Source organism: Enterobacter cloacae complex sp. IR53030, assembly GCF_049238365.1.
GTDB lineage: Bacteria > Pseudomonadota > Gammaproteobacteria > Enterobacterales > Enterobacteriaceae > Enterobacter > Enterobacter kobei.
On the sequence record NZ_JBMKHA010000008.1, the window covers coordinates 159723 to 182621 of the forward strand.

A 22899-nucleotide genomic window follows, 5' to 3' on the forward strand; every position below is an offset into this window, starting at 1 on the left:
TAAAAGGATTACACGATGAGTACTTTTACGACCCCTGTCGTCACTTCCATGCAAATCATTCCGGTCGCGGGTCATGACAGCATGCTGATGAACCTGAGCGGGGCACATGCACCGTTCTTTACCCGCAATATTGTCATTATCAAAGACAATGCCGGCCATACCGGTGTGGGTGAAATTCCGGGCGGGGAGAAGATCCGTAAAACGCTGGAGGATGCCATTCCGCTGGTGGTGGGCAAAACGCTGGGTGAGTACAAAAATGTCCTCAACACCGTGCGCAACACCTTTGCCGACCGCGATGCGGGTGGCAGGGGGCTGCAAACCTTCGATCTGCGAACCACCATCCACGTGGTGACCGGGATTGAAGCCGCAATGCTGGATTTGCTGGGCCAGCACCTGGGCGTTAACGTTGCCTCGCTGCTGGGTGAGGGGCAGCAGCGTTCAGAAGTAGAAATGCTTGGCTATCTGTTCTTTGTCGGCAATCGCACACTGACGCCGCTGCCGTACCAAAGCCAGACGAAGGAAGCATGCGACTGGTACCGGCTGCGCCATGAAGAGGCGATGACCCCGGATGCGGTGGTGAGGCTGGCGGAAGCGGCATACGAAAAATATGGCTTCAATGATTTCAAACTGAAAGGCGGCGTGCTGGCGGGTGAAGAAGAGGCAGAGGCCATTTCCGCGCTGGCAAAACGCTTCCCACAGGCGCGCGTGACGCTTGATCCAAACGGTGCATGGTCGCTTGATGAAGCGATCAAAATAGGTAAACAGCTCAAAGGTGTGCTGGCGTATGCCGAGGATCCCTGCGGGGCCGAGCAAGGTTTCTCGGGCCGCGAAGTGATGGCGGAATTCCGTCGCGCCACGGGGCTGCCGACCGCGACCAATATGATTGCCACCGACTGGCGTCAGATGGGGCATACCCTGTCATTACAATCCGTCGATATTCCGCTGGCTGACCCGCACTTCTGGACGATGCAGGGCTCGGTCCGCGTGGCGCAGATGTGCCATGAGTTTGGCCTGACCTGGGGATCGCATTCTAATAACCACTTCGACGTGTCGCTGGCAATGTTCACCCACGTTGCCGCCGCCGCACCGGGCACCATTACTGCTATCGACACCCACTGGATCTGGCAGGAGGGGAATCAGCGTCTGACCAAAGCGCCGTTTGAGATAAAAGGTGGCATGGTGCAGGTGCCTTCAACGCCGGGATTGGGTATTGAGCTCGATATGGACCAGGTGATGAAAGCGCACGAGCTTTATCAGAAACACGGTCTGGGCGCGCGGGACGACGCGATGGCGATGCAGTATCTGATCCCCGACTGGACATTCGACAATAAACGTCCGTGCATGGTACGATAAACGCACTGGGACCGCTCCCATGAGCGGTTCTTTACGTGGTGTATGCTTAACGTAACGACTATGCGTAAGGATGGCTTATGAAAATTGTTATCGCACCGGACTCGTATAAGGAAAGTTTGAGTGCGCTTGAGGTTGCGACAGCGATAGAGCGCGGTTTTCGCGAGATCTTTCCCGAGGCGGTTTACGTCAAACTGCCCGTCGCGGATGGCGGAGAAGGCACCGTTGAGGCGATGATCGCGGCAACGCAGGGGCGAAGGGTACATGTCCCGGTGACCGGTCCCCTCGGCGAGCGGGTGGAAGGATTTTACGGGATTTCGGGTGACGAACAGAGCGCCTTTATTGAAATGGCGGCGGCAAGCGGTCTGGAACTGGTTGCGCCTTCGCAGCGCGATCCCCTGAAAACGACCTCCTGGGGCACTGGTGAACTTATCCGTCACGCGCTGGATGCGGGCGTTAAGCATATCATCATCGGTATCGGCGGCAGCGCCACCAATGACGGCGGGGCCGGGATGATGCAGGCGCTGGGGGCGAAGCTGCTCGACGCCAGTGAACAGCCGCTGGGGCAGGGCGGAGGCGAGCTGGGAAAACTCGCGCGTATCGACCTGAGCGGCCTGGACACGCGTCTGGCCGAGTGCCGGATTGAGGTCGCCTGCGACGTGACCAATCCTCTGGTTGGAAAGGATGGCGCGTCAGCCGTATTTGGCCCGCAAAAGGGGGCCACGCCTGAGATGATCATCACCCTGGACAATGCGCTTGCTCATTATGCGCGGATTATTGCCCGGGATCTGGATATGGATGTGCTAAACCTTGCTGGCGGTGGTGCGGCGGGGGGAATGGGCGCGGCGCTGTACGCTTTTTGCGGCGCACAGTTGCGCCAGGGCATTGAGATTGTAACCGATGCGCTGCACCTGGCCGACCAGGTGGCCGATGCAGATTTGGTTATCACCGGCGAAGGCCGCATCGACAGCCAGACGATCCACGGCAAAGTCCCGGTGGGGGTAGCGAAGGTCGCGAAACGCTTTAACAAACCCGTTATCGGGATTGCGGGCAGTCTGACGGCGGATGTTGGCGTGGTTCACGATCACGGCATTGATGCGGTGTTTAGCGTGATTTACACCATCTGCTCGCTGGAAGATGCGCTGGAAAATGCCAGCGCGAATGTACAGATGACCGCCAGAAATATCGCGGCGGTGCTGAAAGTGGGGCAGGGAATGTAGTTCTCCCTCTCCCTGTGGGAGAGGGTTGGGGTGAGGGCATCAGGCCGCACCCGCAATCGTAGGCCCGGTAAGGCGAAGCCGTCACCGGGCTTTTATCTCAGCTCCCCAATACCTTCATCGCTTCACGCGTCACGTTATCCATTTCATCCAGCAGCTCCAGAAACTCGGGTTCCAGCTCCGATTCTGGCGTACCTGCGCGCAGTTGCTGCTCCAGCAGCTGGCAGAGATTTTTAAGCCGCGGTACGCCGCTATAGCCGCAGCTGCCGTGAAGCTTGTGGATGGCTTCCAGCAGTTCATCCGGGTGTTCCCCCACAAGCTGTTCTTCAACTTTATTACGAATCTCCGGCAGAAACGCGACCAGCATTTGCAGCATCTCGCGGGCTAAATCGGGTTTACCTGCCGCCTGACGCAGCGCAAGCTGCCAGTCAAAGGTTGCGTTTTGATTGACGGTAACCTCAACCGGCTCGCTGGAAACCGTGTAGCTTCCGCCAATATGTCCCGGCTTATAGCGTAACAGCAGGTTATGAAGCTTCTCTTCGTCGATAGGTTTCGCCAGATAATCATTCATCCCGGCGCTCAGTAACTTCTCTTTCTGACCGGCCATCGCATGCGCGGTGACCGCAATCACCGGTGTTTGCTGCTGATGTGGCAGCTGGTGGATCAACTCACAGGCCCGAATGCCATCCATGCCCGGCATCTGAATATCCATCAGAATTAAATCGAACTGCATCTGTTTGGCTTGTTCAACGGCCTGCGTGCCGCTGGTGCACAACTCCACATGCTGAACCTGATCTTCCAGCAACACGCCAATGAGCTTCAGGTTTGCCGGGTTGTCATCAACTGCCATCACGCTCATCGGCAGTTTTTGCTCATCGTTAATCAGCGGAAGGACATGCTGGCTAAGACGGCAATACTCCGTGAGGGCGGGCAGCAGGCGGGTGGCGGTGAGGGGTTTAAGCAGACACGCAGCTGCCCCGTCGTTTTTCAACTCCTCCGCGTTTATCTGAGCGTGACAGGGCAGCGCCAGCAGCAGATAGTCGGTCATCGACGCGGCTTTCGCCAGCCGCTCCTGCTGCATGGTCAGTTCGCCGGTGAACGTCACCGGAATACCCATCAGCAGAATGTCGTAGTGCTCAACGGCAAGCGCCGAAAAGGTAGGGCTGTAGACTACCTCCAGAGGTGTGGTGCTTAAAATATCCAGCGTGCACTGCGCGGCCGCCGCGTTAGGCTCGACGTAGGCCTGACGCTTACCGTTCAGGCAGCTTGTCACCGGACCGTCGGTCAACGCGTTCGGATTGAGATCCAGGTTAATGTGGAACCAGAAGGTTGAACCGCGGTTTGGCTGGCTGTGGAAAGAGATATCGCCGCCCATCTCGTTTACCAGCCTCTGCGTAATCACCAGCCCCAGACCGGTACCGCCATGACGACGGGAGATACTGGCATCCGCCTGGCGGAACGCCTGGAACAGACGCGACTGATCGCGCTCGGGAATACCAATCCCGGTATCGCGGATCTGAACCTCAATCTGTACCTTGTTGTTACTGAGCGCGCGTTTTTCTACCAGAATGTCGATGTTGCCGCTTTCGGTGAATTTAATGGCGTTGCCAACAAGATTGGTAATGACCTGCTGAAGGCGCAGAGGATCGCCGATGACGTTATCCGGCACGTCGTTTTTGATGTTAAGCGTCAGTTCAAGGCCTTTGTCGTGTGACGAGTGGGCGAGCAGCGTGACCACTTCATCGAGCGTACCGCGCAGCGGGAACGGTATGCTCTCCAGAATAAGCTTGCCCGCCTCCAGCTTGGAGAAGTCCAGCACGTCGTTAATGATCGCCAGCAGGTTGTTGGCCGAACGTTCAATGGTGTGCAGGTGATCGCGCTGCGTCGGGTTAAGCTCGCTTTTCAGCGTCAGGCGGGTAAAGCCGATCACCCCATTGAGCGGTGTACGCAGCTCGTGCGACATATTGGCAAGGAATTCAGATTTAATCCGCGCCGCTTCCTGGGCGCGCTTTTTCGCCAGATCCAGCTCAACGTTCTGGATCTCCATCTGCTCCAGCGTTTCGCGCAGGTCAGACGTCGCCTGGTCAACGTTATGCTGCATCTCTTCGTGATAGGCCGCCAGCGACATGGCCATCGAGTTGATGCCGTTTTTCAGCATATCCAGCTCGCCCAGCATAAAACCTTCTACGCGGCTGTCGAGCTGTCCCCGGCGGATGCGGTCAACAGTATTGACCATATTGCGGATGGGGCCCGTTACGTCGCGCATCAGGCGCCAGCCGAAGATCAGTGCAATACCAATACAGAACAGCATCATCACGCCAGAGATAAAAATCTCTTTGTACTGTTGTAGCCGGACTGATTTGAGATCCAGCTCCAGCGCCACGTATCCCAGCATGTTATTGCTGGATTTGGCGTCAGATTGCGCAGACTCGTCGGGGGAATAACTTTCCGACACGATCGGCGTGCGCAGGATCATGATATCGCCGCGCCGCAGTACGGTGAGATGGCGCGGAAATGGCGTACCGTCCGGGATTTTCAGGGCCGCCGGATCGAGATGAAAATTCGAGGTGACAAACAGGCGGTTATGTTCGTCGTAGACGGAAATGGCGCGTACGATGTCCGAGTGGCGTCGGTGAAGCACGCTGATTAACTGCCCAATGGATTCGCGGTTTTGCAGGTTCATCCCGTACTCGCTTGAGACGGCGAGCGGTTCGATGATGCTGGCACCTGCATCCTCCAGCTGTCGCTGCAAATCGTTATAGCGGTGCACCACAAAGAAGATACTCAGCAGCAAACCGATGAGAACGGTGGGGGCGAGGATCAAAATCATCATGCGCGCGCGCAGGCTGTAGTTGGTCATGGCGTTCCGTTATGGGACAATTAAGATAATTATGTTTATGTGAGAAAAATCTCGGCGATGGCGCAATTCTACTCTGCAAAACGACGCGTGACGACGCGTCAAATCATTACTGTTGAAGCCACAGACCTTGACCCGTTTGGTCAGGGGGTGGCTCATCACAATGGTAAGACTCTGTTTATAACAGGTTTGCTGCCAACAGAACGAGCAGAAATTACGCTGACGGAAGACAAACGCCAGTACGCGCGCGGACAGGTGAAGCGTCGCCTCAACGATAGCCCGGCGCGCGTTGCGCCACGCTGTCCGCATTTTGGCGTTTGCGGAGGCTGCCAGCAACAGCATGCGAGCACAGAATTACAGCAAAAAAGCAAAAGCCGCGCCCTGGCGCGTCTGCTGAAGCACGACGTGAATGAAGTTATTGCTGATCAGCCCTGGGGCTACCGTCGCCGCGCGCGTCTGAGTCTGAGCTATCAGCCCAAAACGGCGCGGCTGGAGATGGGTTTTCGCAAAGCGGCCTCCAGCGATATTGTTGATGTGAAGCAGTGCCCTGTTTTGGTGCCCCATCTTGAGGCATTGCTTCCGCACGTGCGCACTTGCCTCTCAGGACTGGACGGCGTTCGCCATCTTGGGCATGTCGAACTGGTCATGGCCAATAATGGCCCGCTGATGGTGTTGCGCCACACCGCGCCATTATCGAAAAAAGATCGCGAAAAACTGGAACGCTTTTCGCATTCCCACGACCTGGCGCTTTTCCTTGCTCCACAAAGCGAGATACTTGAACAGGTTACCGGTGATGCGCCCTGGTATGCGTCAAACGGGCTACGCTTAACGTTTAGCCCGCGGGATTTCATTCAGGTAAATGATGGCGTAAACCAGCAGATGGTTGAGAAAGCGCTGGCGTGGCTTGATATACAGCCCACCGATCGGGTGCTCGATCTGTTCTGCGGCATGGGCAACTTCACGCTGCCGCTGGCGCGAAAAGCAGCAAGCGTCGTTGGCGTGGAAGGCGTTGAAGCGCTGGTGGCTAAAGGGCAGGAGAACGCACAACAGAACGGCTTGCAAAATGTGACATTCTTTCATCAAAATCTTGAGGAAGATGTGACGCAACAGCCGTGGGCACAGCAGGGATTTGACAAAATCCTGCTCGACCCGGCGCGCGCCGGTGCCCCGGGTGTCATGGCGCATGTGATTAAACTTGCCCCGAAGCGTGTGGTCTATGTTTCCTGTAACCCGGCAACGCTTGCCCGTGACAGTGAGGTATTAATCAGCGCGGGTTACCATATTCAGCGTCTGGCAATGCTGGACATGTTCCCGCACACTGGACATCTGGAATCGATGGTGTTGTTCGAGCACATCTAATTTGTTTGGCTTGTCGACTTCGACAGGCCCTGGTCCCTAAAGGAGAGGACAATGGTTGCGGTAAGAAGTGCACATCTCAATAAAGCTGGGGAGTTTGACCCACAAAAATGGATCGCAAGTCTGGGAATTTCCAGCCAGCAGTCGTGTGAACGCTTAACCGAAACCTGGGCCTACTGTCTTCGCACCACACAGGGTCATCCGGATGCCGATCTCCTCTTGTGGCGCGGTGTGGAGATGGTTGAAATCTTATCCATGCTGAACATGGATATTGAAACGCTGCAGGCCGCGTTGCTGTTTCCTCTCGCCGATGCGAACGTCGTGACGGAAGACGTGCTGCGTGAGAGCGTCGGAAAATCCGTCGTCGCGCTGATCCACGGCGTGCGCGATATGGCGGCTATCCGCCAGCTTAAAGCCGCGCACACCGATTCCGTCTCCTCTGAGCAGGTCGATAATGTCCGCCGGATGCTGCTGGCCATGGTGGATGATTTCCGCTGTGTGGTCATCAAACTGGCCGAGCGTATTGCCCACCTGCGTGAGGTGAAGGATGCGCCGGAAGACGAGCGCGTGCTGGCCGCCAAAGAGTGTACAAACATCTATGCGCCGCTGGCGAACCGGTTAGGTATCGGTCAGCTCAAATGGGAGCTGGAAGATTACTGCTTCCGTTATCTGCACCCGGCGGAATATAAGCGCATTGCCAAACTTCTGCATGAACGCCGCATCGACCGTGAGCACTATATCGAGGAGTTCGTCGGCGGCTTGCGCCAGGCGATGAAAGAAGAGAACGTGCGCGCCGAAGTCTACGGGCGACCTAAGCACATCTACAGCATCTGGCGCAAAATGCAGAAGAAACACCTCGCCTTTGACGAGCTGTTTGACGTGCGTGCCGTGCGTATCGTGGCGGAACGTCTGCAGGACTGCTACGCCGCGCTGGGGATCGTCCACACTCACTTCCGCCATCTGCCGGATGAGTTTGATGACTATGTGGCTAACCCTAAACCTAACGGTTATCAGTCCATTCACACCGTGGTGCTTGGCCCTGGCGGCAAAACGGTCGAAATTCAGATCCGCACCAAACAGATGCACGAAGATGCCGAGCTGGGCGTTGCCGCGCACTGGAAATACAAAGAGGGAACGTCGGGCGGGGCGCGTTCTGGTCACGAGGATCGCATCGCCTGGCTGCGCAAGCTGATTGCGTGGCAGGAAGAGATGGCCGACTCGGGCGAAATGCTCGACGAAGTCCGCAGCCAGGTCTTTGACGACCGGGTCTACGTCTTTACCCCGAAAGGGGATGTGGTCGACCTGCCAGCCGGTTCAACGCCGCTTGATTTTGCCTACCACATCCACAGTGACGTGGGGCACCGCTGTATCGGGGCGAAAATCGGCGGGCGCATCGTCCCGTTCACTTACCAGTTGCAGATGGGCGATCAGATTGAAATCATCACCCAGAAGCAGCCTAACCCGAGCCGGGACTGGCTTAATCCGAACCTGGGGTACGTCACCACCAGCCGCGGACGCTCAAAAATTCACGCCTGGTTCCGCAAGCAGGATCGTGACAAAAATATCCTTGCCGGTCGTCAGATCCTTGACGACGAGCTGGAACATATCGGGATCAGCCTGAAAGAGGCCGAGAAATTCCTGCTGCCGCGCTACAACTTCAACGAGCTTGACGAGCTGTTAGCGGCAATTGGCGGCGGCGATATTCGTCTCAATCAGATGGTTAACTTCCTGCAGGCGCAGTTCAATAAGCCAAGCGCGGAAGAGCAGGACGCGGCGGCGCTGAAGCAGCTGCAGCAGAAAACCTACGCCCCGCAGCAGCGCAGTAAAGACAATGGCCGCGTAGTGGTCGAGGGAGTGGGCAATCTGATGCACCACATTGCCCGCTGCTGTCAGCCAATTCCGGGCGACGACATCGTCGGCTTTATCACCCAGGGGCGCGGGATCTCGATCCACCGTTCCGACTGTGACCAGCTTGCCGAGCTGCAGTCCCATGCGCCGGAGCGCATCGTGGAAGCGGTCTGGGGGGAGAGCTACTCCGCCGGCTACTCGCTGGTGGTGCGTGTTACCGCCAATGACCGCAGCGGCTTGCTGCGCGATATCACCACCATTCTCGCCAACGAGAAGGTCAACGTGCTGGGTGTTGCCAGCCGCAGCGATACCCGCGAGCAGCTTGCCACCATCGATATGACCATCGAAATCTACAACCTGCAGGTGCTGGGTCGCGTGCTCGGCAAACTGAACCAGGTGCCGGATGTGATTGACGCGCGTCGTCTGCACGGCGGGTAAATACACTCTTCTGTAGGCCGGGTAAGGCTTTGCCGCCACCCGGCTTGTTTTTTAATGGAAAACACTATGACTCAAATCGACCGCCTGCTCGGCATCATGAAACGCCTGCGCGATCCGGAAAACGGCTGCCCGTGGGACAAAGAGCAGACTTTCTCCACCATCGCCCCGTACACGCTTGAAGAGACCTACGAGGTGCTGGACGCCATTTCTCGCGAGGATTTTGACGACCTGCGTGGTGAACTCGGCGACCTGCTGTTCCAGGTGGTGTTCTACGCCCAGATGGCGCAGGAAGAAGGGCGCTTTAACTTTGATGATATCTGCGCCGCTATCAGCGACAAGCTTGAGCGCCGTCACCCGCATATCTTTGGCGATGCCACCGCAGGTAACAGCGCGGAAGTACTGGCCCGCTGGGAGCAGATAAAAAGCGCCGAGCGTGCTGAAAAATCCCAGCATTCGGCGCTGGACGATATTCCTCTGAGTCTGCCTGCGCTGATGCGCGCGCATAAAATTCAAAAGCGTTGTTCCGCCGTCGGTTTTGACTGGGACTCTCTGGGGCCGGTGCTGGATAAAGTGCATGAAGAGATCGACGAGGTTATGCACGAAGCACAGCAGGCGGTGGTGGATGAAGCAAAGCTTGAGGAAGAGATGGGCGATCTGTTGTTTGCGACCGTCAACCTTTCGCGCCATTTAGGTGTAAAAGCGGAAACCGCATTGCAAAAAGCCAATCTGAAATTCGAACGTCGTTTTCGTGAAGTGGAGCGGATTGTCGCCTCGCGCGGCCTGGAAATGACCGGAATTGACCTCCAGGCGATGGAAGAAGTCTGGCAGGAAGTAAAACGCCAGGAATCTGATCTCTAACGGAATTTTGCGATCAAGCGCAATTTGTGTGATTTTTTAAATGACAAGCGCTTGATTTGCGTCAAAAACATTTACCCAAAAGGGGCTATTTTCTCACTCCTTATGTTTGTCATGGCCTGGAATGGAGACGGAGAATGAAAGTTTGTGGCGCTCGCCGTGTTCGGGTATACTACTTTCCCGTCCTGGTTATTCCATCGTTTCACCCTAACTTCTCAGGTTCAGCATGACAACGAACTATATTTTTGTGACCGGCGGGGTCGTATCCTCTCTGGGTAAAGGCATTGCCGCAGCCTCCCTCGCAGCCATTCTTGAAGCCCGTGGCCTTAATGTGACCATGATGAAACTGGATCCGTACATCAACGTCGATCCTGGCACCATGAGCCCAACCCAACACGGGGAAGTGTTCGTTACTGAAGACGGCGCTGAAACCGATCTGGATCTTGGCCACTACGAGCGTTTCATTCGTACCAAAATGACCCGTCGTAACAACTTTACGACTGGCCGCATCTACTCCGACGTTCTGCGTAAAGAGCGCCGCGGTGACTACCTGGGCGCGACCGTTCAGGTTATCCCACACATCACTAACGCCATCAAAGAGCGTGTCCTTGCCGGTGGCGAAGGGCATGACGTTGTGCTGGTTGAAATCGGAGGTACCGTAGGGGATATCGAATCCCTGCCGTTCCTCGAAGCGATTCGTCAGCTGGCGGTAGATATTGGTCGTGAGCATGCGCTGTTCATGCACCTGACGCTAGTGCCTTACATGGCGGCTGCAGGTGAAGTGAAAACCAAACCGACTCAGCACTCTGTTAAAGAGCTGCTCTCCATCGGTATTCAGCCTGACATCCTGGTTTGCCGTTCCGATCGCGCTATCCCGGCGAACGAACGTGCGAAAATTGCATTGTTCTGTAACGTGCCTGAAAAAGCCGTTATTTCAATGAAAGATGTCGATTCCATTTATAAAATCCCGGGCCTGTTGAAATCGCAGGGCCTGGACGATTATATTTGTAAACGATTCAGCTTGAACTGTCCGGAAGCTAACCTGTCTGAATGGGAACAGGTTATCTATGAAGAAGCCAATCCGGCGGGCGAAGTGACTATCGGTATGGTCGGCAAGTACATTGAACTGCCGGATGCCTATAAGTCAGTTATCGAAGCGCTGAAACACGGTGGTCTGAAGAACCGCGTCTCCGTGAACATCAAGCTGATTGATTCGCAGGATGTTGAAACGCGTGGCGTGGAAATTCTGAAAGATCTGGATGCGATTCTCATCCCTGGCGGCTTTGGCTACCGCGGTGTTGAAGGCAAGATCGCCACTGCACGCTACGCGCGTGAAAACAATATTCCTTACCTCGGCATCTGCCTGGGTATGCAGGTTGCGCTGATCGAATTTGCGCGCAACGTAGCGGGAATGGAAAACGCGAACTCTACGGAATTTGTGCCAGACTGTAAGTACCCTGTAGTGGCACTGATTACGGAATGGCGCGACGAAGACGGTAACGTCGAAGTCCGTACCGAGAAGAGCGATCTGGGTGGCACAATGCGTCTTGGCGCACAGGCCTGCCAGCTGTCCGACGATAGCGTGGTTCGCAAGCTGTATGGCGAATCGGTCATCACCGAGCGCCATCGTCACCGCTATGAAGTCAACAACATGCTTTTGAAACAAATTGAAGCTGCGGGCCTGCGCGTTGCGGGCCGCTCCGGGGATGATCAGTTAGTCGAGATCATTGAAGTGCCAAACCATCCATGGTTTGTTGCCTGCCAGTTCCACCCGGAATTTACTTCAACGCCGCGTGACGGGCATCCGCTGTTTGCAGGCTTCGTGAAAGCCGCCAGCGAGTACCAGAAGCGTCAGGCGAAGTAAAAAAAGTTAGAACGGCAACGCGTACCTTTGGTACGCGTTGTTTGTCTGGAGTTTTAGTTTAACTTGTACTGAGGAAAATCTAATGTCCAAAATCGTTAAAGTCATCGGTCGTGAAATCATCGACTCCCGTGGTAACCCGACCGTTGAAGCTGAAGTTCATCTGGAAGGTGGTTTCGTCGGTATGGCAGCTGCTCCATCAGGTGCTTCTACGGGTTCCCGCGAAGCGCTGGAACTGCGCGATGGCGACAAATCCCGTTTCATGGGCAAAGGCGTACTGAAAGCGGTTGGCGCTGTAAACGGTCCTATTGCTCAGGCCATCATTGGCAAAGACGCTAAAGACCAGGCTGGCATCGACAAGATCATGATCGATCTGGACGGTACTGAAAACAAATCTAACTTCGGTGCGAACGCAATCCTGGCGGTTTCCCTGGCGAACGCCAAAGCAGCAGCGGCTGCTAAAGGTATGCCACTGTTCCAGCACATCGCTGAACTGAACGGCACCCCAGGCAAATACTCCATGCCTGTACCAATGATGAACATCATCAACGGTGGTGAGCACGCAGACAACAACGTTGATATTCAGGAATTCATGATTCAGCCAGTTGGCGCGAAATCCCTGAAAGAAGCGGTACGTATGGGTTCTGAAGTGTTCCACAACCTGGCTAAAGTTCTGAAAGCTAAAGGTATGAACACGGCTGTAGGTGACGAAGGTGGCTATGCGCCAAACCTGGGTTCTAACGCAGAAGCTCTGGCTGTTATCGCAGAAGCAGTAAAAGCTGCTGGCTACGAGCTGGGCAAAGACATCACCCTGGCGATGGACTGTGCAGCATCTGAATTCTACAAAGACGGTAAATACGTTCTGGCTGGCGAAGGCAACAAAGCGTTCACCTCCGAAGAGTTCACTCACTTCTTGGAAGACCTGACCAAACAGTACCCAATCGTCTCTATCGAAGACGGTCTGGACGAGTCTGACTGGGATGGTTTCGCATACCAGACCAAAGTACTGGGCGACAAAATCCAGCTGGTTGGTGACGATCTGTTCGTAACCAACACCAAGATCCTGAAAGAAGGCATCGAGAAAGGCATCGTTAACTCCATCCTGATCAAATTCAACCAGATCGGTTCTCTGACCGAAACCCTGGCTGCGATCAAAATGGCGAAAGACGCTGGCTACACCGCTGTCATCTCTCACCGTTCTGGTGAAACTGAAGATGCAACCATTGCTGACCTGGCAGTGGGTACCGCTGCAGGCCAGATCAAAACCGGTTCTATGAGCCGTTCTGACCGTGTTGCTAAATACAACCAGCTGATTCGTATCGAAGAAGCGCTGGGTGAAAAAGCACCATACAACGGTCGTAAAGAGATCAAAGGCCAGGCATAATTGCTTAAGCCTTAAATGAAAATGCCAGTCGAAAGACTGGCATTTTTTTTGGCTATTTAAAATCGACCGCCATTTGCTCCGGGATGGTCAATCCCCGGGTGGTCTGGACGCAGCGGGCGATATAATCCGTAAAACGCGGGGGTTTCGGCATTCCCATGCTGAGCAGCTTATCGTTGCTGAAGCGCACGTTCAGCGTGGCAAAGGCGCCGTATAAGCGCATCGCTCTCAGCATCAGGCGTTCGTTGCATGGACCAAAAATCGTTTTCAGCTCGCGGCGCATTCTGACCAGCGTTTCGTAGCTGACCTGCGCATATTTATCACCGACGGGCGCTTTCTCCAGCGCCTGCGCCATCGCCTGATCGATGTCTGCAAAGCGAACGCTGTTTTCTTCCCCGGCAGAAATATGCACCACCTCACCCGGACGCGCGTTGCTGCCGAGCAGCATTAACAGCGCGTCGGCGCAATAATCCACCGGCACTACGTCGATCCGGTCTTCCATTGAACACATAAACTTTTGCAGCATCAGGCCCATACTGAAGACCCAGAAGATGCTGCTCGACGGCGTGCAGCCGTGACGGGTATGGCCGACGACGATGGAGGGGCGGGCGATAAGCAGCGGCAGGTCCGGGCACTCCTGACGCATCAGCTTTTCAATGGTTGACTTCGAATAAGTGTATTCCACCAGATGTTCAGCATTTTCTCTGAATTCAGCACTTTCCGCGACCAGTGAATCCTGCTCCGGGGTGCATGACATTGCTGTGCCTACGTGCAGGAAACGCTGCAGTCCAGTGACCTGTTCCATGCGGCGTGCCAGCGCAAGGGTACCGTCGACGTTTACCTTCCAGATAAGCGGGTTGTTTCCAAATGAGGCGACAGCCGCGCAGTTAACCACATGCGTGACCTGGTTCAGTCGCGGATCGTTCAGAAAGGCCTCCGGCTGACTGAGGTCGCCAATGAGAATATTCTCCACGCTCAGGGAAGCCAGTTTCTCCTCAGAAACGTTGAACTTACGCATGTTCTCCTGCACGCGCTCCAGCCCGCTTTGCGGATCGCCGGCGCGGGTAAGCAAAAGGAGTTTCACGGATTGATCGCTCGTCAGGATTTTTTCAAGTACTGCACCGCCCAGGAAACCGGTCACGCCTGTAATCAATAACATCTTCATTAATACCGTCTCATTATGATTGATGAGGCGGATTGTAGGCGCGCAAAAGTAAACGGCATTTAAATAATAAATCGCCGAAACAGGCAGCATCTTAAGCTTATTTTAAGGAAAGGAAATCAGGTGGAGATATTGGACATTGCGGAAAGGTGAAAAATTCAATTTATAAATAATTATATTTCAACTTTATGATTTGTATGTATTTTTATGATTCAGGGTTAGGGTGGTTACAGCATAGAAAATGTAATAAATAAAATATTTTGTTACACCAAACATTTATCTGGAAAATAAATTAAATTTTGCTTAAGGGAAATTGAGTAACGTAAAAAGCAGGCTAGTTTATGTAGCCTGCGTAATATTTTCAGAGCAGCAAAGGAAGCGTAGCGCTGGCTGTTTGCTGGCTAACATCCGCGTAATGGTTGTCCAGCGTAATAAGAGTGGTGGTCAGCAATTCGACCAGCAGCATGACACCCACCTTTGCATTGAGCGCGCCAGCGCTAAGCGGGCCTTCTGGCTTGGCGGCTACCAGTTGCATATCACTCAGGGAAGCCAGCGGGCTACGTGGCGTGTTGCTGAGCGCCAGAACCTTTACGCCGCGCTTGCGGGCCAGTTTCACCACATGAAGTAAATCCCGCGTAGAACCGGAACTGGAGATAGCCACGACCAGCGTTTCAGCCGAGAGCGTTGCCGCATTCATGGCTGCGCGGTGCATGTCGCTAAATAACTGTGCGGGTTTACCCAGCCTTAATAACTTGTAATGCAGATACTCACCGAGGATTGCGCTGGCCGCGACGCCATAGATCTGCACGGAGTGCGCCTGGTGCAGTGCCAGTGCGGCTTTTTCAAGCAGCGCCCGGTCCAGGAGCCTGGCGGTATCCTGCAGAGCCAGGATTGACTCATCCACCACGTTATCAATTTCATCCCCGGCCTCTCGCGCGGGCTGACCCTGCTGAATATCCAGCGCCAGCGCCATTTTGAATTCGTTGTAGCCCTTGCAGCCCAGCGTCCGGCAAAGACGCGTCACGCTGGCCTCGCTGGTGTGACTCTCGCGCGCCAGTTCCGTGATCGTCAGGTAGAGCACTCGGGCGGGATCGCTGAGGACAAACTCGCCGAGTTTTTGTTGTGTTGGGCTGTACCCGGAAGCCTCCTGGCGGAGCTTCAGCAGCAGATTTTCATGGTCCGACATGCCAGGTCCTTAATGCGTTTCTCTGTGACTAGTGTGACGGAAAGCGGGGGAAAGATGCCAGTCATTTTGAAAAAGTATGATCGGTCTCCTGGTTTTTGATGATAATTTTCACTATTAAATATTTATATGGTAAAAATTTTCATCAATAAATGAGGGGATGAAAAAATGATGCAAATGTTCAGTGGAGCCTCTTCGGGGGGATGGTTTGAAAAAGCGCAGCGCTTCGGCAAATCGTTTATGTTGCCCATCGCCGTGTTGCCTGCGGCGGGTCTGCTGCTTGGGATAGGCGGCGCGTTGTCGAATCCCAATACGCTGACGGCCTATCCGTTTTTAGATGTGGGCTGGCTGCAGGCGGTTTTCACCATCATGAGCAGTGCAGGTTCCATCGTATTTGCGAACCTCTCTGTGCTGTTTGCGGTTGGGGTGGCCGTTGGGCTGGCAAAAAGTGATAAAGGCACGGCAGGGCTGGCGGCGTTACTGGCGTTTCTGGTGATGAACGCCACCATCAACGCGCTGCTGATCCTCACAGGCAAACTGGCGCAGGAAAACCCGGGGGCCGTGGGGCAGGGGATGACGCTGGGGATTCAGACGCTGGAAACGGGTGTATTTGGCGGCGTAGTGATTGGTCTCGTGACCTGCGCGTTGCATCACCGGTTTAATAAAATTGCCCTTCCGCAGTTCCTGGGCTTCTTTGGCGGCTCGCGCTTTGTCCCGATTATCAGCTCGCTGGCGGCGATACTCGTCGGCGCGCTGATGACCGTGGTCTGGCCGCATTTCCAGAAACTGATCTTTGGTCTGGGCGGGCTGGTAGACGCCACAGGTTATTTGGGCACCCTGCTGTACGGCTTCATTTTACGCATGCTGGGCCCGTTCGGGTTGCACCACATCTTCTATCTTCCGTTCTGGACCACGGCCCTTGGCGGCAGCGAGATCGTCAATGGTCATCTGGTGGAGGGTACGCAGCGTATCTTCTTTGCCCAGCTGGCCGACCCGACGACGCGTCAGTTTTATGAAGGTACGTCGCGCTTCATGTCTGGGCGCTTTATTACGATGATGTTTGGCCTGCTCGGCGCGTGTCTGGCGATGTACCACACGGCAAAACCCGAGAACAAAAAGCGCGTTGCCGGGCTGCTGCTCTCTGCGGCGTTAACCTCATTCCTGACGGGCATTACCGAGCCCATCGAGTTCTCCTTCCTGTTTATTGCGCCGGTGCTTTACGTCATCCATGCGCTGTTTGACGGGCTGGCGTTCATGCTTGCACACATGCTGCATATCACCATCGGGCAAACCTTCTCCGGCGGTTTTATCGACTTCGTGCTGTTCGGTATTTTGCAGGGGGAGGCCAAAACCAACTGGATGTTCGTTCCGCTGGCCGGCGTGCCGTGGTTCTTCCTTTACTACTTCACCTTCCGCTACCTGATTAACCGTTTTGATTTCGCCACGCCGGGTCGTGAAAAGACGGCGATGGTTGATGAAGTGAGTCTGCCGCAAAGCGAGCGCGCTGCGGCGGTGATCGCCGGATTAGGTGGAAAAGACAATCTGGACGAGGTGGACTGCTGCGCCACGCGCCTTCGCGTCACGGTCAAAGACGGCAGCAAGGTGGATGACGCGGCGCTGAAAGCGACCGGCGCGCGCGGCGTTATCGTGCGCGGTAACGGGGTTCAGGTCATTTATGGCCCGCACGTCACCATTATCAAAAACGAAGTGGAAGAGATTTTATCGTAATGAAAACTGTACTGGATAACCTGAAGGGAAAACTGGTCGTCTCCTGTCAGGCGCTGGAGAATGAACCGCTGCATAGCCCGTTTATTATGTCGCGGATGGCGCTGGCGGCGGCGCAGGGCGGGGCCGCTGCCATTCGTGCCAACAGCGTGGTGGATATCGAGTCCATTAAGCAGCAGGTCTCTTTGCCTGTCATCGGCATCATCAAACGGGATTACCCGGAAAGCGAAGTGTTTATCACCGCCACGATGAAAGAGGTGGATGAGCTCATGGCCGTCGCTCCGGAAATCATAGCCCTTGATGCCACGGCCAGGGAACGTCCCGGTGGGGAATCCCTGGAAACGCTGGTCATGCGCATCCGCTCGCGCTACCCCTCGGTACTGCTGATGGCGGATATTTCCACCGTGGACGAAGCCGTGACGGCGCAGGCGCTGGGCTTTGACTGCGTCGGCACGACGCTTTACGGCTATACGGCGGAAACGGCAGGCCATTCGCTTCCGGAGAACGACTGCGCGTTCCTGAAGGCCGTGCTGGCTGCCGTGACGGTTCCCGTGGTTGCCGAAGGGAACGTGGATACTCCTCAACGCGCGGCCCGGTGCCTGGCGCTGGGTGCGCACACGGTCGTCGTCGGCGGCGCGATCACCCGTCCACAGCAAATTACCGAACGCTTTATGGCGGCGATTAGCGCGCAAAGCACCGATGGAGCATGACCATCCGGCGGGGATCTGCGATACTTATCGTTTATCCCCTTAACTGAGATGACTATGCAGTACCCGATTAACGAGATGTTCCAGACCCTGCAAGGCGAGGGTTACTTTACCGGTGTTCCCGCTATCTTTATTCGTTTACAGGGATGCCCGGTTGGCTGTGCCTGGTGTGATACCAAACATACGTGGGATATGCTCGCAGATCGGGAAGTGTCGCTGTTTAGCATTCTGGCGAAAACCAAAGAGAGCGATAAGTGGGGCGCGGGCAGTTCAGAAGATCTGCTGGCGATTATTGGTCGTCAGGGCTGGACGGCGCGCCATGTGGTGATCACCGGCGGTGAACCCTGTATCCACGATCTGACTCCGCTGACCGAGCTGCTCGAAAAGAACGGCTACAGCTGCCAGATTGAAACCAGCGGCACCCACGAAGTGCGCTGCTCTCACTCTACCTGGGTGACGGTTTCGCCAAAAGTGAATATGCGCGGCGGGTATGACGTGCTCTCTCAGGCGCTGGAACGCGCGGATGAGATTAAGCACCCGGTAGGGCGCGTGCGCGATATCGAAGCGCTGGACGAACTGCTGGCGACGCTGACGGATGAAAAGCAGCGGGTGATTGCCCTGCAGCCTATCAGCCAGAAAGAAGATGCGACGCGTCTGTGTATTGAAACCTGCATCGCGCGTAACTGGCGCCTGTCGATGCAGACGCACAAGTACCTGAATATAGCCTAAAAAAAAGCCCGGTTTTGCCGGGCTATTTTTTTACTCTCCGCGATACACGCAGCCTGCCGTGCAGGTCTCTTTGATCATCACCGCGCTCAGCAGTGGTACCAGCGGCTTCATCTGATCCCAAATCCATTTTGCCAGCACTTCGCTGGTCGGGTTTTCAAGGCCCGGGATCTCATTCAGATAGTAGTGATCCAGACGGTCGTAGGTCGGTTTAAACGCGGCCTTCAGTTCGGCAAAATCCATGATCCAACCGGTATGCGGATCAACTTCACCGGTGATCTCAAGACGCACCATAAACGAATGCCCGTGCAGACGGCCACATTTATGCCCTTCAGGAACATGCGGAAGGTGGTGGGCGGCTTCGAAGGTGAAATCTTTAAACAGTGTGGTGGACATGATCGCTCTCAGTAATGCGGAAAAAACCGCCGCATAGTACCGGAAAGCACAATTTTTAGCATTAACTAAAACGGCTCTGAAGGCGCAGCCATGGCGGTAAGGTGCTTTTTTGGTTTTTTGCTATTTATTTTCAATGAGTTAGTTAACCTGTTTTATCGCTAAGAACGATAACTAAAACAGGTTAGTCCATTTGGTTATTTATTATTTCCATCCCTTCTTTAATTGTTATTATCCTCGCCGTTAACCTTATCTTCAGTTTGGATTTATTCGCTTAAAGTCCGCTTGGCTACTGGAACATAACGACGCATGACAACACAGGCCCCACCATCAAATTTGCTTCCCCTGAACCCGGAGCAACTGGCGCGCCTTCAGGCTGCCACCTCTGATTTTTCTCCCACTCAGCTTGCCTGGGTCTCCGGTTATTTCTGGGGAATGCTCAATCAGCAGCCTGGCGCTGTCGCGGGCGCACCGGCAACGGCTGTGGAAATTCCCGCTATTACGCTGATTTCCGCCTCGCAGACGGGCAACGCCCGCCGCGTGGCCGAAGCGTTGCGTGACGACCTGCTGGCCGCCAAACTGAACGTGAACCTGGTCAACGCCGGCGATTATAAATTTAAGCAAATCGCGTCAGAAAAGCTGCTGGTGGTGGTCGCCTCTACCCAGGGCGAAGGTGAACCCGCTGAAGAAGCGGTAGCGCTGCATAAGTTTCTGTTCTCGAAAAAAGCCCCAAAACTGGATGGCACGGCGTTTGCCGTGTTTGGCCTGGGCGATACCTCCTATGAATTCTTCTGTCAGTCCGGTAAAGACTTCGACAGTAAGCTGGCGGAGCTCGGCGCAGAGCGCCTGCTGGACCGCGTCGACGCGGATGTGGAATACCAGACTGCCGCCGCCGAATGGCGCGCGCGCATTGTTGAGGTGCTGAAAGCGCGCGTGCCGAAAGAGACGCCGGCGCAGGCCGCATTGACCTCAGCGGGCGTCGTCAACGATATCCATACCAGCCCTTACACGAAAGAAGCACCGCTGGCGGCAAGCCTGTCGGTGAACCAGAAAATCACTGGCCGCGACTCGGAAAAAGACGTGCGTCATATCGAAATCGATCTCGGTGACTCTGGCCTGCGTTATCAGCCTGGCGATGCGCTGGGCGTCTGGTATCAGAACGATCCGGCGCTGGTGAAAGAGCTGGTTGAGCTGCTGTGGCTGAAAGGTGATGAGCCTGTCACCGTTGACGGCAAAACCCAGTCGCTTTCTGATGCGCTGCAGTGGCATTTCGAACTGACGGTCAACACTCCGAACATCGTCGAAAATTACGCCACCTTAACGCGCAGTGAATCGCTGCTGCCGCTGGTGGGCGACAAAGCGAAACTACAGCATTACGCCGCGACGACCCCGATTGTCGATATGGTGCGTTTCTCTCCGGCGCAGCTGGATGCCGATGCAGTGGTCGGGCTGCTGCGTCCATTGACCCCGCGCCTCTACTCCATCGCCTCTTCTCAGGCAGAGGTGGAGAGCGAAGTGCATATCACCGTGGGCGTGGTGCGTTATGACATCGAAGGCCGCGCCCGTGCGGGTGGGGCATCAAGTTTCCTGGCGGACCGCGTGGAAGAAGAGGGCGAAGTGCGCGTCTTTATCGAACACAACGACAACTTCCGTCTGCCGGCAAACCCGGAAACCCCGGTGATCATGATTGGTCCAGGCACCGGTATTGCGCCGTTCCGCGCCTTTATGCAACAACGTGCGGCGGACGACGCGCCAGGCAAAAACTGGCTGTTCTTCGGCAACCCGCACTTTACCGAAGATTTCCTCTACCAGGTTGAGTGGCAGCGTTACGTCAAAGAGGGCGTGCTGACCCGCATCGATCTGGCCTGGTCCCGCGACCAGAAAGAAAAAGTCTACGTACAAGACAAACTGCGCGAACAGGGCGCAGAGCTGTGGCGCTGGATCAATGACGGTGCCCACATTTATGTCTGCGGCGACGCCAATCGCATGGCGAAAGACGTTGAGCAGGCACTGCTGGAAGTGATTGCCGAATTCGGCGGTATGGATGCCGAAACGGCGGATGAATTTTTAAGTGAGCTGCGCGTTGAGCGCCGTTATCAGCGAGATGTCTACTAATGAGCGAAAAACATCCAGGGCCACTGGTGGTCGAAGGTAAACTGACAGACGCCGAGCGCATGAAGCTGGAAAGCAACTACCTGCGCGGCACCATTGCTGAAGATTTGAATGACGGTCTCACCGGCGGTTTTAAAGGTGACAACTTCCTGCTAATCCGTTTCCACGGTATGTACCAGCAGGACGACCGCGATATTCGCGCTGAGCGTGCCGAACAGAAGCTGGAGCCGCGTCATGCGATGCTGCTGCGCTGCCGTCTGCCGGGTGGGGTCATCACCACCAAACAGTGGCAGGCGATTGATAAATTCGCTGGCGAAAACACGATCTACGGCAGCATCCGCCTGACCAACCGTCAGACCTTCCAGTTCCACGGTATTCTGAAGAAGAACGTGAAGCCGGTGCACCAGATGCTCCACTCCGTTGGGCTGGACGCACTGGCTACCGCCAACGACATGAACCGTAACGTGCTTTGCACGTCGAACCCGTACGAGTCTGAGCTGCATGCCGAAGCGTATGAGTGGGCGAAGAAGATCTCTGAGCATCTGCTGCCGCGCACCCGCGCCTATGCAGAGATTTGGCTTGATCAGGAGAAAGTCGCGACCACCGATGAAGAACCGATTCTCGGCCAGACCTATCTGCCGCGTAAGTTCAAAACCACGGTCGTGATCCCGCCGCAGAACGATATTGACCTGCACGCCAACGACATGAACTTCGTGGCGATTGCCGAAAACGGCAAGCTGGTCGGCTTTAACCTGCTGGTGGGCGGGGGCCTGTCCATTGAGCACGGTAACAAGAAAACCTACGCCCGCACCGCGAGCGAGTTTGGCTTCCTGCCGCTGGAGCACACGCTGGCGGTGGCGGAAGCCGTGGTCACGACCCAGCGCGACTGGGGTAACCGTACCGACCGTAAAAACGCGAAGACCAAATACACCCTCGAGCGCGTGGGGGTGGAGACGTTCAAAGCGGAAGTGGAGCGTCGCGCGGGGATCAAATTTGAGCCAGTCCGTCCTTACGAATTCACCGGTCGCGGCGATCGTATTGGCTGGGTGAAAGGTATCGACAATAAATGGCATCTGACGCTGTTTATCGAAAATGGTCGAATTCTGGATTATCCGGGCCGTCCGCTGAAAACCGGTCTGCTGGAAATTGCGAAGATCCACAAAGGCGAGTTCCGCATTACCGCTAACCAGAACCTGATCATTGCCGGCGTGCCGGAGAGCCAGAAGGCGAAGATCGAGACGCTGGCGCGCGATCATGGGTTGATGGATGCGGTCAAACCGCAGCGTGAAAACTCCATGGCCTGCGTGTCGTTCCCGACTTGTCCGCTGGCGATGGCCGAAGCGGAACGTTTCCTGCCGTCATTTACTGACAAAGTGGAAGCGATTCTGGAAAAACACGGCATTCCGGACGAGCATATTGTTATGCGAGTGACCGGCTGCCCGAACGGCTGCGGCCGCGCGATGCTGGCCGAGCTGGGGCTGGTGGGGAAAGCGCCGGGTCGCTATAACCTGCATCTGGGCGGTAACCGTATCGGCACACGTATTCCGCGTATGTTCCGCGAGAACATCACCGAGCCGGAAATCCTTGATTCCATCGATGAGCTTGTCGGGCGCTGGGCGAAAGAGCGCGAAGCGGGTGAAGGCTTCGGCGACTTTACGGTGCGTGCGGGCATCATTCGCCCGGTGCTCGATCCCGCAAGGGATTTCTGGGAGTAACCACGAGAGGTAA

The 22899-nt window shown here is 55.5% G+C and carries 16 protein-coding genes; 12 read left to right on the plus strand and 4 right to left on the minus strand.

Going from position 1 to position 22899, the window contains the following annotated elements:
* Positions 1-15 precede the first annotated feature (15 nt).
* Positions 16-1353 (plus strand): glucarate dehydratase, encoded by a 1338-nt coding sequence (gudD, locus tag ACOTXR_RS11025; RefSeq protein ID WP_023331201.1) that lies wholly within the window; start codon positions 16-18, stop codon positions 1351-1353.
* A 77-nt stretch (positions 1354-1430) separates the two neighbouring features.
* On the plus strand, positions 1431-2570 hold the full coding sequence (locus ACOTXR_RS11030; RefSeq protein WP_014885051.1) for a glycerate kinase: 1140 nt from the start codon (positions 1431-1433) through the stop codon (positions 2568-2570).
* Between the two features lie 97 nt (positions 2571-2667).
* Here ACOTXR_RS11030 and barA read toward each other — a convergent pair whose 3' ends face one another.
* The gene (barA, locus tag ACOTXR_RS11035; RefSeq protein WP_421767030.1) at positions 2668-5427 is read right to left on the minus strand and encodes a two-component sensor histidine kinase BarA; all 2760 of its coding nucleotides are present in this window, start codon (positions 5425-5427) and stop codon (positions 2668-2670) included.
* A gap of 57 nt (positions 5428-5484) precedes the next feature.
* Here barA and rlmD point away from each other — a divergent pair, with 57 nt between their 5' ends.
* From rlmD to eno, 5 genes are all read left to right on the plus strand, one after another.
* Positions 5485-6783: a 23S rRNA (uracil(1939)-C(5))-methyltransferase RlmD gene (rlmD, locus tag ACOTXR_RS11040; RefSeq protein WP_058690182.1), complete on the plus strand. Its 1299-nt coding sequence runs from the start codon at positions 5485-5487 to the stop codon at positions 6781-6783.
* 51 nt (positions 6784-6834) lie between these two features.
* Positions 6835-9066, plus strand: coding sequence for a GTP diphosphokinase (gene relA, locus ACOTXR_RS11045; RefSeq protein ID WP_014885048.1), 2232 nt, complete (start codon positions 6835-6837; stop codon positions 9064-9066).
* 66 nt (positions 9067-9132) lie between these two features.
* A complete protein-coding gene (mazG, locus tag ACOTXR_RS11050; protein ID WP_014885047.1) occupies positions 9133-9924 on the plus strand; it encodes a nucleoside triphosphate pyrophosphohydrolase in 792 nt (263 codons plus the stop codon).
* Between the two features lie 223 nt (positions 9925-10147).
* Entirely contained in the window at positions 10148-11785 is a 1638-nt protein-coding gene (pyrG, locus tag ACOTXR_RS11055; RefSeq protein WP_014885046.1) for a glutamine hydrolyzing CTP synthase, read from the plus strand.
* Between the two features lie 82 nt (positions 11786-11867).
* Positions 11868-13166 carry a phosphopyruvate hydratase gene (gene eno / locus ACOTXR_RS11060; protein ID WP_058690183.1) on the plus strand — a complete coding sequence of 433 codons (1299 nt, stop codon included), beginning with the start codon at positions 11868-11870 and terminating at the stop codon, positions 13164-13166.
* A gap of 52 nt (positions 13167-13218) precedes the next feature.
* On the opposite strand, the gene ACOTXR_RS11065 is transcribed toward eno, so the two are convergent.
* Together ACOTXR_RS11065 and ACOTXR_RS11070 are read right to left on the minus strand one after the other, a co-directional pair.
* On the minus strand, positions 13219-14328 hold the full coding sequence (locus tag ACOTXR_RS11065; RefSeq protein WP_058690184.1) for an SDR family oxidoreductase: 1110 nt from the start codon (positions 14326-14328) through the stop codon (positions 13219-13221).
* Positions 14329-14686: 358 nt separating this feature from the next.
* Positions 14687-15511 carry a MurR/RpiR family transcriptional regulator gene (locus tag ACOTXR_RS11070; protein ID WP_048997118.1) on the minus strand — a complete coding sequence of 275 codons (825 nt, stop codon included), beginning with the start codon at positions 15509-15511 and terminating at the stop codon, positions 14687-14689.
* 165 nt (positions 15512-15676) lie between these two features.
* Between ACOTXR_RS11070 and ACOTXR_RS11075 the strand changes: the two genes are divergently transcribed.
* From ACOTXR_RS11075 to queE, 3 genes are read left to right on the plus strand one after another with little or no spacing between them, the layout of a single operon-like run.
* Entirely contained in the window at positions 15677-17236 is a 1560-nt protein-coding gene (locus ACOTXR_RS11075; RefSeq protein ID WP_058690185.1) for a maltose/glucose-specific PTS transporter subunit IIC, read from the plus strand.
* On the plus strand, positions 17236-17943 hold the full coding sequence (locus tag ACOTXR_RS11080; RefSeq protein ID WP_058690186.1) for an N-acetylmannosamine-6-phosphate 2-epimerase: 708 nt from the start codon (positions 17236-17238) through the stop codon (positions 17941-17943). Before ACOTXR_RS11075 ends, ACOTXR_RS11080 begins: the two co-directional genes overlap by 1 nt.
* 54 nt (positions 17944-17997) lie before the next feature.
* The gene (gene queE, locus ACOTXR_RS11085) at positions 17998-18669 is read left to right on the plus strand and encodes a 7-carboxy-7-deazaguanine synthase QueE (RefSeq protein ID WP_058690187.1); all 672 of its coding nucleotides are present in this window, start codon (positions 17998-18000) and stop codon (positions 18667-18669) included.
* A 30-nt stretch (positions 18670-18699) separates the two neighbouring features.
* Here the strand turns inward: queE and queD are convergent, their stop codons facing one another.
* Positions 18700-19062, minus strand: coding sequence for a 6-carboxytetrahydropterin synthase QueD (gene queD / locus ACOTXR_RS11090; protein ID WP_014885039.1), 363 nt, complete (start codon positions 19060-19062; stop codon positions 18700-18702).
* 306 nt (positions 19063-19368) lie between these two features.
* Between queD and cysJ the strand changes: the two genes are divergently transcribed.
* Both cysJ and cysI read left to right on the plus strand, forming a co-directional pair.
* A complete protein-coding gene (cysJ, locus tag ACOTXR_RS11095; protein WP_023331194.1) occupies positions 19369-21174 on the plus strand; it encodes an NADPH-dependent assimilatory sulfite reductase flavoprotein subunit in 1806 nt (601 codons plus the stop codon).
* Entirely contained in the window at positions 21174-22886 is a 1713-nt protein-coding gene (gene cysI, locus ACOTXR_RS11100; protein ID WP_014885037.1) for an assimilatory sulfite reductase (NADPH) hemoprotein subunit, read from the plus strand. Before cysJ ends, cysI begins: the two co-directional genes overlap by 1 nt.
* Positions 22887-22899: the final 13 nt, after the last annotated feature.

Coding starts and splice junctions, on each gene's coding strand:
- gudD (WP_023331201.1), top strand. CDS start 16: ATGAGTACTTTTACGACCCCTGTCGTCACTTCCATGCAAATCATTCCG.
- ACOTXR_RS11030 (WP_014885051.1), top strand. CDS start 1,431: ATGAAAATTGTTATCGCACCGGACTCGTATAAGGAAAGTTTGAGTGCG.
- barA (WP_421767030.1), bottom strand. CDS start 5,427: ATGACCAACTACAGCCTGCGCGCGCGCATGATGATTTTGATCCTCGCC.
- rlmD (WP_058690182.1), top strand. CDS start 5,485: ATGGCGCAATTCTACTCTGCAAAACGACGCGTGACGACGCGTCAAATC.
- relA (WP_014885048.1), top strand. CDS start 6,835: ATGGTTGCGGTAAGAAGTGCACATCTCAATAAAGCTGGGGAGTTTGAC.
- mazG (WP_014885047.1), top strand. CDS start 9,133: ATGACTCAAATCGACCGCCTGCTCGGCATCATGAAACGCCTGCGCGAT.
- pyrG (WP_014885046.1), top strand. CDS start 10,148: ATGACAACGAACTATATTTTTGTGACCGGCGGGGTCGTATCCTCTCTG.
- eno (WP_058690183.1), top strand. CDS start 11,868: ATGTCCAAAATCGTTAAAGTCATCGGTCGTGAAATCATCGACTCCCGT.
- ACOTXR_RS11065 (WP_058690184.1), bottom strand. CDS start 14,328: ATGAAGATGTTATTGATTACAGGCGTGACCGGTTTCCTGGGCGGTGCA.
- ACOTXR_RS11070 (WP_048997118.1), bottom strand. CDS start 15,511: ATGTCGGACCATGAAAATCTGCTGCTGAAGCTCCGCCAGGAGGCTTCC.
- ACOTXR_RS11075 (WP_058690185.1), top strand. CDS start 15,677: ATGATGCAAATGTTCAGTGGAGCCTCTTCGGGGGGATGGTTTGAAAAA.
- ACOTXR_RS11080 (WP_058690186.1), top strand. CDS start 17,236: ATGAAAACTGTACTGGATAACCTGAAGGGAAAACTGGTCGTCTCCTGT.
- queE (WP_058690187.1), top strand. CDS start 17,998: ATGCAGTACCCGATTAACGAGATGTTCCAGACCCTGCAAGGCGAGGGT.
- queD (WP_014885039.1), bottom strand. CDS start 19,062: ATGTCCACCACACTGTTTAAAGATTTCACCTTCGAAGCCGCCCACCAC.
- cysJ (WP_023331194.1), top strand. CDS start 19,369: ATGACAACACAGGCCCCACCATCAAATTTGCTTCCCCTGAACCCGGAG.
- cysI (WP_014885037.1), top strand. CDS start 21,174: ATGAGCGAAAAACATCCAGGGCCACTGGTGGTCGAAGGTAAACTGACA.